The following is an 11,845-nucleotide window of genomic DNA, read 5'->3' as shown; positions in this document are numbered from 1 at the left end:
CGCTCTTTCGGCGAAAAACGCTTGGCTGTCCTCACTGACTTTGTCCAGTCCCTGACTGGAGGCGGCTAATACTAACGTCGTAGTTCCGGCATGACAATTCAACGAAAGTGGCTTTTTGCTGCCTCGTTGGGCCTGCTCGCGATTGATTAATCCGATGCCATGCGGCACTTTAGGGTAAACGCCCACAGAGGCTTGGACCCTAACCCTGCTAACAGGAGAACCACTGTGAAACTGGAAGTCAAAGGCATTGCGGACGGCCAGCCGATTCCCGAAAAGTTCGCGTTTGGTGTATTCAGTGAACAGGACCACATGAGTTTTGGCCCCAACCGGAACCCGGAACTGGTGTGGGAAGGCGCGCCGGAGGGCACCAAAAGCTTTGTGGTAGTGATGTTTGACCCGGATGTGCCCGGCGTGGCCGACGATGTGAACCAGGAAGGCAAGACCGTAGCGGCCGACCTGCCCCGGGTAGACTTCTTCCACTGGCTGCTGGTGGACATCCCGGCCAGCGTTGCTCGCATCCCGGAAGGTGAGGACAGTGACGGCGTCAGCCCCAAGGGCAAGGATCACGGCCCCGGCCCGATCGGGGTGCGCGGTGTGAATAACTACACCCAGTTCCTGGCCGGCAATCCGGACATGGCCGGCACCTACGCCGGTTACGACGGCCCTTGCCCGCCCTGGAACGATGAGATCATCCACCATTACCACTACGAAGTGCATGCGCTGGATGTGGAAACGCTGGGCCTGGATGGCGAATTTGACGGCAACGACGTGCGCCAGGCCATGGCCGGGCATGTGCTGGCCAGTGCCCGGGTAACCGGTACCTACACCCTCAATCCGGATCTGCGCTGAGCGGGTTCTGACGGTGCGGGGCTGCAGCGGCTCCGCGCCTGTCTTCATCTAACTGTCTCGTGGTTGTCACCTGCGTGTCACCCGGCCTTGTCAGAGTTTTTCCTGCACTCTGACGGCTGGCCTGACAATGCAGGAGGCACCATGGGCAATTATCGCAGCGTCTTCATCTCGGATGTCCATCTTGGCACAGCGGATTGCCAGGCCGGACAACTGCTGGATTTCCTCAATACCATCCGGTGCGACACCCTGTACCTGGTAGGCGACATCGTCGACCTGATTGCCATGCAGCGTCGGGCCCACTTTCCGGAAAGCCATCGGCAGGTTGTTCACAAACTGTTGGAGCTGGCCGCCACCGGCACCCGCGTTGTCTATGTGCCCGGTAACCACGATGAATTCTTCCGCCGCTTCTGTGGCCAGACCCTCTCCGGTGTGGAGCTTCTCTACAAGGCCGTGCATACCACCGCGGATGGCCGCCGCTTTCTGGTATGCCACGGTGACCAGTTCGACCAGGTAGTGCGATGCAGCCCCCTGATGTTGCTGGTGGGTGACCATGCCCACGGCCTGCTGCTGCGGTTGAACCGCTGGTTCAACGCCCTGCGCCGTTTGCAGGGCAGGCCCTACTGGTCGCTGGCGGCCTGGATCAAAAGCCGCATAGGTAAGGCCAGAACCTTTATTCGCCGGTTTGAACTGGCAGCGCTGACGGCCGCGGAGAAGGGCGATTTCGATGGTTTTATTTGCGGACATATTCACTCTGCTGGCTTCTTGCGTGGCGAGGACGGTCTATACTGCAATGATGGTGACTGGGTTGAGCACTGCTCGGCCCTGGTGGAAACAACCGATGGCGAACTGCAGTTGCTGCAGTGGTCTGATCAGCCGGTGATTGTCATGACCGAGCAGGATGCGCCCGCGGTGGCGGGCCCGGAAGGAGAACGCCCGGTGGTGGACGTGCTGACGCCGTCGTTCATCGAACAGGTTAACCGTATTGCCGGTTAACGGCGCTGATGTTTGGAGGCCTAAACAATTTGGTTTCGGCTCTTTAGCCTTGGGTAGCTACTCATTCGGGGGTTTACGGTAAATTGTCAAAATAATCCATAAAAAACATCAGGTTAAAAGAGTTTGACCAAGAAGCTATTGGTACCATTCAGTGTCAGGGAGGGCGGTAGCCAGAGAGGGTCGACTTGAAATATATTTTGTGGTCTATATAATTCAGCTCTAACTTTCGAAGCGAATTGATCACGTTATGACATCAGAAGGATCGAATACCACCGCCATCACCTTGCGCAAACCCACCAAGGATGATGGCTACAGGCTCCACCAGCTGGTTGCGGAATGCCCGCCGCTGGACCCCAACTCGATTTACTGCAACCTGTTGCAGTGCAGCCACTTTGCCGAGACCGGCGTGGCGGCGGAGAAGGACGGCGATCTGGTCGGCTTTATCTCCGGATACATCCCTCCCCAACAGCCCGAGACCGTGTTTGTCTGGCAGGTGGCGGTACACGAGAAAGGTCGTGGCCAGGGCCTCGCCAAGCGGATGCTTAAGGAAATCGTAGGTCGGGACGCGTGCAAGAACGTCACGCACCTGGAAACCACGATTACCGAAGACAACGAGGCTTCCTGGGCGCTGTTCCGCTCATTTGCCCGTGATCTGGGAGCCGAGCTCACCTATCACGAGCACTTCGAGAAAGAGACCCACTTTGGCGGCAAGCACGATTCTGAGTTCCTGCTGCGCATCGGGCCTTTCACGAAGCCTGTCTGAGAGCCCTGATTCACGGTATGTGAATCGCTGACTGCGAATCTGAACAGCCGGCAGGCCACCCGAGGTGGGCCTGCCAGATGGCTGACATCAACGCACGGCGGGCCTGTTGCGACCGACACGTTTTACCAGCAGGCCACCGCGCATTTACCTCGAACCTGACATGCTAAGAGGCAAGACAATGGAAATTTTTAAGTCTACTGAATCCGAAGTTCGTGTTTATTCCCGTGCCTTTCCGGTGATTTTCAACCGTGCCAAGAACGCGCACCTGTACACCGAAGACGGCAAACAGTACCTGGACTTCCTGGCCGGTGCCGGTTCCCTGAACTACGGCCACAACAACGATGTCCTGAAGAAAGCACTGCTCGAGTACATCGAGGCAGACGGTGTGAGCCAGGGCCTGGACCTGTTCACCACCGCCAAGCACGACTTCATGGAATCGTACAAGAAGTACATCCTTGATCCCCGTGGCCTGAACTACAAGATGCAGTTCACCGGCCCCACCGGTACCAACTGTGTGGAAGCGGCCATGAAGCTGGCCCGGAAGGTGAAAGGCCGTACCAACATCATTTCTTTCACTAACGGTTTCCACGGCGTAACGGCCGGTGCCGTTGCCGCCACCGGTAACGAACATCACCGTGGTGGTGTAGGCGTACCCCTGGGCCACGTGGACTTCATGTTCTACGACGGCTACCTGGGTGAAGACGTAGACACCCTGGACATCATGGACAAGGTGCTGTCTGACAGCTCCTCCGGTGTTGAAAAGCCGGCGGCGGCTATCGTTGAGGCCGTTCAGGGTGAAGGCGGTCTGAATGCGGCCCGCGCTGAATGGCTGAAAGGCTTGTCCGAGCTGTGCAAGAAGCACGACATCCTGCTGATTGTGGATGACATCCAGGCGGGTAACGGCCGGACCGGCGAGTTCTTCAGCTTTGAATTTGCTGGCATCAAGCCGGACATCGTGACGGTATCCAAGTCCTTGAGTGGCTACGGCCTGCCGATGGCGCTGGTGCTGTTCAAGCCGGAGCTGGACGTGTGGGAATCCGGTGAGCACAACGGTACTTTCCGTGGTAACAACATGGCGTTCGTAACGGCCCGCGCTGCCGTTGAAACCTACTGGAAAGACGATGCCTTCGCCAACGAAGTGAAGGCCAAGACCAAGGTGCTGGGCGATGCCCTGCAGGCGATCTGCGACAAGTACCCGGGTGAGTTCTCGATGAAAGGCCGTGGCCTGATGCGTGGTATCGAAGCCAAGCATGCAGACGTGACCGGTCCGATCACCAAGCGCTGCTTCGAGAAGGGCCTGATCATCGAGACCAGTGGCCCGAACGATGAAGTGATCAAGTGCCTGATGCCGCTGACCACCAGCGAAGATGACCTGCGTCTGGGCGCGAAACTGCTGGGCGAGTCTGTTGACGAGATCATGCAGGAAGGTGTGAACGAGGCGTCGTAAGACGCCCGTTTCCCCCACCTTTCCAAAACGCAGATTACGAAGGCAAGGATATGACTACGGCACAGCACACCGTCGAGAAAATTGGCGGTACATCAATGAGTAATTACGAGGCCGTGCGCGACAATATCATTATTGGCAAGCGCAAGAAGAGCGACCTCTACCAGCGGATTTTCGTGGTTTCAGCCTATGGCGGCGTAACCAACGAATTGCTGGAACACAAGAAAACCGGCGAGCCGGGCGTTTACGCCCTGTTTGCCGATGCCGAATCGGACTGGGCCTGGGGTGACGACCTCACCAAGCTGATCCAGTTGCTGACCGACATCAACGGCGAGCTGTTCAGAGACCCGATGCTCAAGCAGCAGGCGGACCAGTTCATCACTGACCGTATTGAAGGTGTTCGCGGCTGCCTGATCGACCTGCAGCGCCTGTGTTCCTACGGCCAGTTCCAGCTTGAAGAGCACCTGCTGACTGTCCGGGAAATGCTGGCGGGTATCGGCGAAGCGCACAGTGCGTTCAACACCACCCTGAAGCTGCAGCAGGAGGGCATTAATGCCCGCTTTGTCGACCTGACCGGTTGGCGTGATGCCGAGCTGCTGCCGCTGGACGAAAAGCTGAAGCAGGCGTTCGACAGCATCGACCTGAGCCGCGAGCTGCCGATTGTGACCGGCTACGCCCAGTGCAAGGAAGGTCTGATGCGCACCTTCGATCGTGGCTACAGCGAGATGACGTTCAGCCGGGTGGCTGTGATGACCAACGCCCGCGAAGCCATCATCCACAAGGAATATCACCTGAGCTCCGCCGACCCGAAAGTGGTGGGTGAAGACAAGGTAGTTCCCCTGGGTCGTACCAACTACGACGTGGCGGACCAGCTGGCCAACCTGGGTATGGAAGCCATCCACCCCCGGGCCGGTAAGGGCTTGCGCCAGAACGAGATTCCGCTGCGGGTGATGAACACCTTCGAGCCGGAGCATACCGGCACCCTGATTACCGGTGATTACATCAGCGAGAAACCACAGGTGGAAATCATTGCCGGCGCCAAGGGTGTGTTTGCCATCGAAGTGTTCGACCAGGACATGCAGGGCGAGCCCGGCTCGGATCGCAAGATCCTGGACGTGCTGACCCGCTTCAAGGTGCGCTTCATGTCGAAGGACACCAACGCCAACACCATCACTCACTATGTGGGCACGACGCTCAAGCATGTGAAGCGAGTGGTCAAGGCGCTGGAAGAAGAGTTTCCGAATGCCGAAGTCAGCACCCGCAAGGTGGCCCTGGTGTCAGCCTGTGGCAGCGACATGAAGGTGCCCGGCATTCTGGCCCGCTCTGTGAAGGCGCTGGCAGACAAGGAAATCAGCGTGCTGGCCATTCACCAGTGCATGCGCCAGGTGGACATCCAGTTCGTGATTGACGAAGACCATTACAACCAGGCGATTGTGGCCCTGCACGGGGCGCTCATCGAGCCCCATAACCACGAATACGCTATCGTGGCGGCAACCACCGCCTGAAGAATTGCCCGCAAGCGGAACCGGTCGCTTCGCTTGCGGGTGATGGAGGACGTCTTGCCTCCTGATCGGGCGCCCGGTCGGCCGTCTCGCCTCTGGCGAGTTATTATGGCCGGGCGTGGCCGATCACCTTTCCTTCCCCCGTTTTCTTTCCCTTCAGCCGCCGTGCAACAGCCAGAACCAGGCGCCGACCGTCAGTTGGCAGAGCAATACCACCACCGTCAGCAGCAGTCGCAATTTCAGGTACCAGGCCGGCCAGTACTGGCGCATCCAGCGCGCATCCACCAAATACAGTAAGGCGAAGGCCACGGTGTAGAGCAGGATTTTCTGGGGTGTGTGCAACAACAGTCCCAGCCCGGCGCCCACAAAGAAGACCTGGCTTAACAACATGGTTACCAGTGGCGATTGCGGGTAGGAGCGGTTCTCCAGCTGCAACGCCATGGTCCAGTAAATGCCTCCCATGAAGGCAAGTATCCCGGCGCTGTAAAGATAGAACCAACCGAGAATAGCGACACTGTTGGCGGGCAGGGCAAACAGGCCGACAACCCCTGTAATAAACGGAACCAGGCCGGCAATGCCGACCAGAATGGCAAGGCGGGCAACGGCGATCACGACCGCTGCCTCGGTTTCAGTTCATTGAGAATTATTCGCACGGTATAGCTCCCTGAATTGCGATACAGGGAGATTTACGCTTGCCATGCCCGTCGGGATCATCGGGCCAGTTCGAGACATTCCCGATGGGCCGGGCAGGTGACCAGGTGATCGTTCACCATACCGGTAGCCTGCATAAAGGCGTACACGATGGTTGGGCCGACAAAATTGAAACCGGCTTTTTTCAGGGCCCGGGACATGGCCTCGGATTCTGCGGTGGTGGCCGGTACCTGTTCGATGGTTTGCCAGTGGTTTTGCCGGGGTTGGTGCTCCACGAACTGCCAGAGAAAATCGGCAAAGCCGATGCCTTGCTCCTTCAGCGCCAGGTAGCTGCGGGCATTGCGGATAATGGACTGCACTTTCAGGCGGTTGCGGATAATACCGGGGTTCTCCAGCAGCCGGGCCTGGTCCTGCTCGGTGAAGCGCACGATCTGTTCCGGATCAAAGCCGGCGAAGGCGGCGCGGTAGCTTTCCTGCTTGCGCAGAATGGTGATCCAGCTCAGGCCGGCCTGTTGGCCGTCCAGGCACAGCTTTTCGAACAGCGCCTGGTCATCATATTCCGGGCGACCCCAGACGGTGTCGTGGTAGTGCACATAGAGCGGGTCGGTTCCGCACCAGGGGCAGCGTTCGCGGGTTGTGCTCATTGGGCCTCCGGGTCAGCGCCTGGCGCGGATTATGCGTTGGAACAGGGGTTCCCAACTGGTGTCTGTTGGCCGCGCCGGGGTCAGTGCAAAGTCGTCCGCCGGCGGCTCCAGCAGGGTGATGTCCGGCCACAGCGTGCGGTTGCCATCGGTGGACGCCTGGTGCACCAGAGTAATCACAAAGCCTTCGGCATAGAAACAGCTGGCCTGCCAGAGGCCATCAGGCTGGTCGCCGTAGAGTTCGAAGTTCTTGCGTACTTCCAGGGTTTGCAGGTTGCCGGCAATGACCCGCCCTGTGGCTTTCAGCCAGGCTTCCTTGAGAGTCCAGACCTGCAGGAAAGAAAAGGGATCATCGGCCCGGAACAGCCACTCCTGCTCCACCGGCGAAAACCAGCGCCTGGCCACGCCGGTCCAGTCCGGCTTGCGCTGGCCCGGTTCGATGTCAATACCCAGCGGCCGGCCGCCGGTGGCCACGGCGGCCAGTTCCCGGCTGTGGCTGAGGCTGAGGCACCAGTGCGGGGGAGAAACGGTCGCCACCGGGCGTCCGTCCATCGGCCGGCAATGCTCGGGGGCCGTACCACTGGCCTGGCTGATACCCTGCCGCATCAGCCAGCGGCTGGCAAGGAATTCCCGCCTGCGGACACCCTCTAGCCGGGCCATGGTGTCGGCCTCAAAGCGGGTCATCCACTCCGGCGGTGCGGGCAGGTCCCGCTGGATCTGGTGACACAGCCAGATCTGGGGCCGGTCAGGGCTGCAGGCGTTGGATGGTCCAGCCATCACCCTCTCTCACGTATTCGAAGCGATCGTGCAGTCGGCTTGGCCGCCCCTGCCAGAATTCAATCCGCTCCGGAACCACACGGTAACCGCCCCAGAAACTGGGCAGGGGAATTTCGCCGGAGCTGAACTTGCGTTTCATCTCCGCCACTTTCTGTTCCAGCAGGCCCCGGGAAGTAATCGCCTTGCTCTGCTCCGATACCCAGGCGCCAATCTGGCTGCCCCGGGGCCGGGAGGCGAAGTATTTCAGGGATTCCGACTTGCTGACCTTTTCCACCGGCCCCTGAACACGTACCTGACGGTTCAGGCCGATCCAGGGAAACAGCAGCGCTGCCTTGGGGTTCTGCTCCAGTTCCAGCGCCTTGCGGCTGCCGTAATTGGTGTAGAACACAAAGCCCCGGTTATCGAAGTATTTCAGCAGCACGGTACGCAGGTCCGGCATCTGGTCGGTACCGGCGGTGGCCAGCGACATAGCGTTGGGCTCAAGAATACCTGCGGTGCGGGCATCTTCAAACCAGGCCTGGAACTGCAAAACCGGGTCGTCGTTCAGGTGTTCGCGATCCAGCCCTTCACTTTCAAAATCCCGACGCATATCGCCGATGTCCATACTGCTCTCTCCGTTGGGTTGCACAGGGAGTGTTACGTCTTGCGAGGATATCGGGTTCAGTGCCGGCTGTCAGGTCTGGCTGACAAAGACTGGCGCCCGGCGGTATGCTTGAAGGAGTATCCGGAATTTCAGTGCTGTTTCAGAGGGAGTGGTCTGTGGCCGAGCAAAAGGCAGAACGTCATCTGGCGCGAAATAGTGCCATCGTGCTGGCGGTATTGGTGGGGTTGTACGCACTGGCGGGGTTCCTGTTGCTGCCCTGGTGGCTGGAAAAAGCCCTGCCCGAACAGCTGGAACAGCGTATGGGCTGGCAGGCGCAGGTGGAAAGCATTCGGGTTAATCCGTTTGCCCTGAGCATGGAAGCCGAAGGCTTTGCCGCCCGTGACCAGGCAGACGAACCGGTCACGGCCTTTGAAAAACTGCGTGTGGATGTGAGTTTCCTCCAGCTGGTGCGGGGCATTATCGGCTTCGAGGAAATCCGCCTGACCGAACCGGATATCCGCCTGGATCTGCTGGAAGACTACTCGGTGAACTACGCCCGGGACTGGCAAAACGCCAACCCGCCCGCCAGCGAACCTGAGCCGGTTCAGGAGCCGTCGGAGCCTTCGGAACCACCCAGGCTGTTTTTCCGGCAGATCGCCATTGAAGGTGGCCAGCTGCTGTTCCGGGATTTCTCCCAGCCGGAACCGGCCGAATTCCTCATCGAACCGCTGGATCTTGCCCTGAACGACCTGGCCACCTGGCAGAGGGAAGGGTCTGACAGCCAGTACTCTGTCACCGCCGCTATCGGGGACCAGCACATCGACTGGCAGGGCGACCTGAGCGTAACGCCGCTGTATTCCGAAGGCCGGTTGCGTATTGCCGATGTTCGCCACGACACCCTGGCCCACTTCCTGGCCCCCTATTTGCCCTGGCAACTGCGGGATGGCGCCGTCACTGTGGAATCCCGCTACCAGCTGGCCGGTGGTGACCAGTTTGAACTGATTACCTCCGGTGGCAAGCTGTCGATCCGTGACCTGGCCCTGGCCCTGAACGAAGGTGACGACGAGCCGGCCCTCACAACCCGGGCCCTGACCGTGAATGACATTGGCTTTGACCTCACCGCCCGGGAAGCTTCTTTGGGCATAGTGACCATCGAGGCCCCGTTCGTGGCCGCCAGCCGTGATGCCGAAGGTATGGTCGACTGGGTAACCTCGCTGCCGGCCGGTGAGCAAGCGGCGGAGGCCGCCGGGGAAGAACCCGCAAGCTCCGCCTCGGCTTTCCGCTGGTCTGTTGAGGGTGTGGAACTGACCGAAGGTGGCGTCCGGTGGCGTGACCGGGTTCCGGAAACCCCGGCGGAACTGGCCCTGACCGACCTGACCGTCACTCTGGGCGGGCTGTCACAGCGGATGGATGAGCCTGTGCCCTACAGCCTGTCGGCGGGATTGGCCAGCGGTGGCAGCCTGCGTGCAGACGGCCAGGTGACACCCGCACCGTTCAATTTTGAAGGTGCCCTGGCCGGCACAGACATTGCGCTGGCGGCGGTAGAACCCTATCTGCAGTTGGGCGCCAACCTGGCGGTAAACGAAGGCCGTCTGGGTTTTGACGGCAACCTGGACCTGGACAGCCAGGATGACCCCATGACCGGTACCTTCAGTGGTACCGCACAAATTGCCAACCTGGACCTGCGGCTGGCAGACCAGGACGGGCAACTGGTGTCCTGGCAGTTGCTGCGACTGGCGCCGGTGGAATTCAACGTTAACCCGGCCCGGCTGGAAATCGGCACAGTAACCCTGGCACAACCGGCCTTTAACCTGGTGCGGGATACCGGCGGTGCCCATAACGTGGAGCGCATTGTCAAAACCGGCACCGATGCCGGCACGGAACAAGCCGATGCGGCGCAAGATGACAGCGCAGCCGAACAATCCGGCGAGCCAGGACTTATCTTCCGCATTGGCGAGCTGCTGGTGGAAGAAGGCTCCGTAGCCTATACCGACCGCACCATGGAGCCGGTGTTTAACACCACCTTTGATACCCTGAGCGGCAGCGTAACCGGCATCAGCAACGTGCCACCCCAGCAGGGCTCGGTGAACTTGCAGGGCCGGCTGGCGGGCGTGGCGCCGGTCACTTTCAAGGGCACCCTGGGCGCCCTGGGTACGGAAGACCCCAGTGAGCTGCAACTGAATATGGACGACCTGGCCCTGCCGGTGCTGTCTCCCTACTTTGGCCGCTTTCTGGGCTACGGCGTGGACAGCGGCAAACTGAAACTGGACCTGGACTACGAATTCACCGGAACCCGGCTGAAAGCTTCGAACCAGGTGGTGCTGGACCGAATGGAACTGGGCCAGGCTGTGGCCAGTGAGGAGGCGGTCAACGCCCCGGTAAAGCTGGGGCTCGCCCTGTTGACCGATCGCCAGGGCGTGATTGAAGTGGACCTGCCCATCGAGGGCGACCTGTCGGACCCGCAATTCAGCATGGGCCAGATTGTTATGCGGGCCTTCGTGAATCTGCTGGTCAAGGCGGCCGCCTCGCCGTTCAGCATGCTCGGCTCCCTGGCGGACCTGGCCGGTTTCAGCAGCGAAGAACTGGGGCAGGTAAGCTTTGTGCCGGGCAGTGTGCAGCTGGCCAGCGGCGAGGCGGAAAAGCTGTCTGCCCTGGCAGGCGCCCTCAATGACCGGCCGGACCTGCTGTTGAATATCCGTGGCGCCGTAGCCGCCGAAGCCGATGGCCTGGCCCTGCTCAAAGCCGAGCGTGAAGCCCGGGGTGAACCGGTAACCGGTGAAGCCTGGGAGCAGGCGCAGCAGGCTTATCGCAATGGTGAGCTGTCGCTGCCACCGGAGACACTGGGCAAACTGGCCACAGACCGGGGGGTGGCGGTGCGCCGCCTGCTGCAGGACACCCATGGTGTGCCCTCTGACCAGCTGTTCACCCTGGAGCCGTCCCGGCAGGCGGCCGTGGATGATCAGGGCCAGGTGACCGTACCGTTCAACCTGGATGTACGCTGAACAACCACCGGATCAGGAAGGCTTATGGCCAGTCTAAAGGCACGTGCTGCCAGTCATTTCTTTGCCTATGTGTCGCGCCTTCGCTGGATCAAGCGCTGGGGCCTGATGCGCAATGCCATCGAAGAAAACGTGGCCACCCATTCCTGGGAAGTAGCCACCATCGCCCACGCCCTGGCGCTGATCCGCAACCGGCACTTTGACGGGGCTGTGAATGCCGACCGCATCGCCGCTGCCGCGCTGTACCACGATGCTACCGAGGTAATTACCGGTGATATGCCGACCCCGGTGAAGTACCACTCGAAAGTGATGCGGGAAGCCTTCGGGGATATTGAACACAAGGCCGAAGCGGAACTGCTGGCACTGCTACCCGATGACTTGCGGGAGGATTTCGCTCCCTACGTGCGGGAGTCGCAGCTGGGCCAGGCGGAGAAAGAGCTGATCAAGGCAGCAGACCGGCTGTCAGCCCTGTTGAAGTGCCGGGCCGAGATCCAGACCGGCAACAAGGAATTCGAGCCGGCGGCGGAGCAGATACTCCATGGCCTGCAACAGCAGGCCCTGCCGGAAGTGCTGTACTTTCTGGAGGTGTTTGCACCCAGTTACGAGCGCCCGCTGGACCATTTGCTGGGCTAGCGAGCACTGT

At 60.3% G+C, this 11,845-nt stretch carries 11 protein-coding genes; 7 read left to right on the top strand and 4 right to left on the bottom strand.

Going from position 1 to position 11,845, the window contains the following annotated elements; all coding sequences use genetic code 11:
- The first annotated feature begins 225 nt into the window (after positions 1-225).
- The 5 genes from B2589_RS06505 to B2589_RS06485 all read left to right on the top strand — a co-directional run bounded on the left by B2589_RS06505 (position 226) and on the right by B2589_RS06485 (position 5,554).
- A complete protein-coding gene (locus B2589_RS06505; RefSeq protein ID WP_022990501.1) occupies positions 226-849 on the top strand; it encodes a YbhB/YbcL family Raf kinase inhibitor-like protein in 624 nt (207 codons plus the stop codon).
- Positions 850-990: 141 nt separating this feature from the next.
- Positions 991-1,842: a UDP-2,3-diacylglucosamine diphosphatase gene (locus tag B2589_RS06500; protein WP_232902692.1), complete on the top strand. Its 852-nt coding sequence runs from the start codon at positions 991-993 to the stop codon at positions 1,840-1,842.
- 247 nt (positions 1,843-2,089) lie between these two features.
- Positions 2,090-2,605, top strand: coding sequence for a diaminobutyrate acetyltransferase (gene ectA / locus B2589_RS06495; protein ID WP_232902691.1), 516 nt, complete (start codon positions 2,090-2,092; stop codon positions 2,603-2,605).
- A 178-nt stretch (positions 2,606-2,783) separates the two neighbouring features.
- On the top strand, positions 2,784-4,052 hold the full coding sequence (gene ectB, locus B2589_RS06490) for a diaminobutyrate--2-oxoglutarate transaminase (protein ID WP_022990504.1): 1,269 nt from the start codon (positions 2,784-2,786) through the stop codon (positions 4,050-4,052).
- Between the two features lie 50 nt (positions 4,053-4,102).
- Entirely contained in the window at positions 4,103-5,554 is a 1,452-nt protein-coding gene (locus tag B2589_RS06485; protein WP_022990505.1) for an aspartate kinase, read from the top strand.
- A 153-nt stretch (positions 5,555-5,707) separates the two neighbouring features.
- On the opposite strand, the gene B2589_RS06480 is transcribed toward B2589_RS06485, so the two are convergent.
- From B2589_RS06480 to pdxH, 4 genes are all read right to left on the bottom strand, one after another.
- A complete protein-coding gene (locus B2589_RS06480; RefSeq protein ID WP_286815989.1) occupies positions 5,708-6,163 on the bottom strand; it encodes a DUF3429 domain-containing protein in 456 nt (151 codons plus the stop codon).
- A gap of 98 nt (positions 6,164-6,261) precedes the next feature.
- The gene (locus B2589_RS06475; RefSeq protein WP_094624381.1) at positions 6,262-6,846 is read right to left on the bottom strand and encodes a DNA-3-methyladenine glycosylase I; all 585 of its coding nucleotides are present in this window, start codon (positions 6,844-6,846) and stop codon (positions 6,262-6,264) included.
- 12 nt (positions 6,847-6,858) lie between these two features.
- On the bottom strand, positions 6,859-7,620 hold the full coding sequence (locus B2589_RS06470; protein WP_286815988.1) for a 4'-phosphopantetheinyl transferase family protein: 762 nt from the start codon (positions 7,618-7,620) through the stop codon (positions 6,859-6,861).
- Positions 7,589-8,224 (bottom strand): pyridoxamine 5'-phosphate oxidase, encoded by a 636-nt coding sequence (pdxH, locus tag B2589_RS06465; protein ID WP_022990509.1) that lies wholly within the window; start codon positions 8,222-8,224, stop codon positions 7,589-7,591. Before pdxH ends, B2589_RS06470 begins: the two co-directional genes overlap by 32 nt.
- A 155-nt stretch (positions 8,225-8,379) precedes the next feature.
- On the opposite strand from pdxH, the gene B2589_RS06460 reads away from it, so the two are divergent.
- Together B2589_RS06460 and yfbR are read left to right on the top strand one after the other, a co-directional pair.
- Positions 8,380-11,205, top strand: coding sequence for a DUF748 domain-containing protein (locus B2589_RS06460; protein ID WP_286815987.1), 2,826 nt, complete (start codon positions 8,380-8,382; stop codon positions 11,203-11,205).
- 24 nt (positions 11,206-11,229) lie between these two features.
- Positions 11,230-11,835, top strand: coding sequence for a 5'-deoxynucleotidase (gene yfbR / locus B2589_RS06455; protein ID WP_022990511.1), 606 nt, complete (start codon positions 11,230-11,232; stop codon positions 11,833-11,835).
- Positions 11,836-11,845: the final 10 nt, after the last annotated feature.

It is taken from the genome of Marinobacter sp. UBA3607 (assembly GCF_002375525.1).
GTDB lineage: Bacteria > Pseudomonadota > Gammaproteobacteria > Pseudomonadales > Oleiphilaceae > Marinobacter > Marinobacter vinifirmus.
The sequence above is the reverse complement of the archived record's forward strand: the minus strand, read 5'-3'. Positions and strand labels throughout refer to the sequence as shown.

Bases quoted from the DNA above. Each gene is read 5' to 3' on its own strand.
- B2589_RS06475 (WP_094624381.1), bottom strand. From the start codon at position 6,846: ATGAGCACAACCCGCGAACGCTGCCCCTGGTGCGGAACCGACCCGCTC.
- B2589_RS06500 (WP_232902692.1), top strand. From the start codon at position 991: ATGGGCAATTATCGCAGCGTCTTCATCTCGGATGTCCATCTTGGCACA.
- B2589_RS06470 (WP_286815988.1), bottom strand. From the start codon at position 7,620: ATGGCTGGACCATCCAACGCCTGCAGCCCTGACCGGCCCCAGATCTGG.
- yfbR (WP_022990511.1), top strand. From the start codon at position 11,230: ATGGCCAGTCTAAAGGCACGTGCTGCCAGTCATTTCTTTGCCTATGTG.
- B2589_RS06485 (WP_022990505.1), top strand. From the start codon at position 4,103: ATGACTACGGCACAGCACACCGTCGAGAAAATTGGCGGTACATCAATG.
- ectB (WP_022990504.1), top strand. From the start codon at position 2,784: ATGGAAATTTTTAAGTCTACTGAATCCGAAGTTCGTGTTTATTCCCGT.
- pdxH (WP_022990509.1), bottom strand. From the start codon at position 8,224: ATGGACATCGGCGATATGCGTCGGGATTTTGAAAGTGAAGGGCTGGAT.
- ectA (WP_232902691.1), top strand. From the start codon at position 2,090: ATGACATCAGAAGGATCGAATACCACCGCCATCACCTTGCGCAAACCC.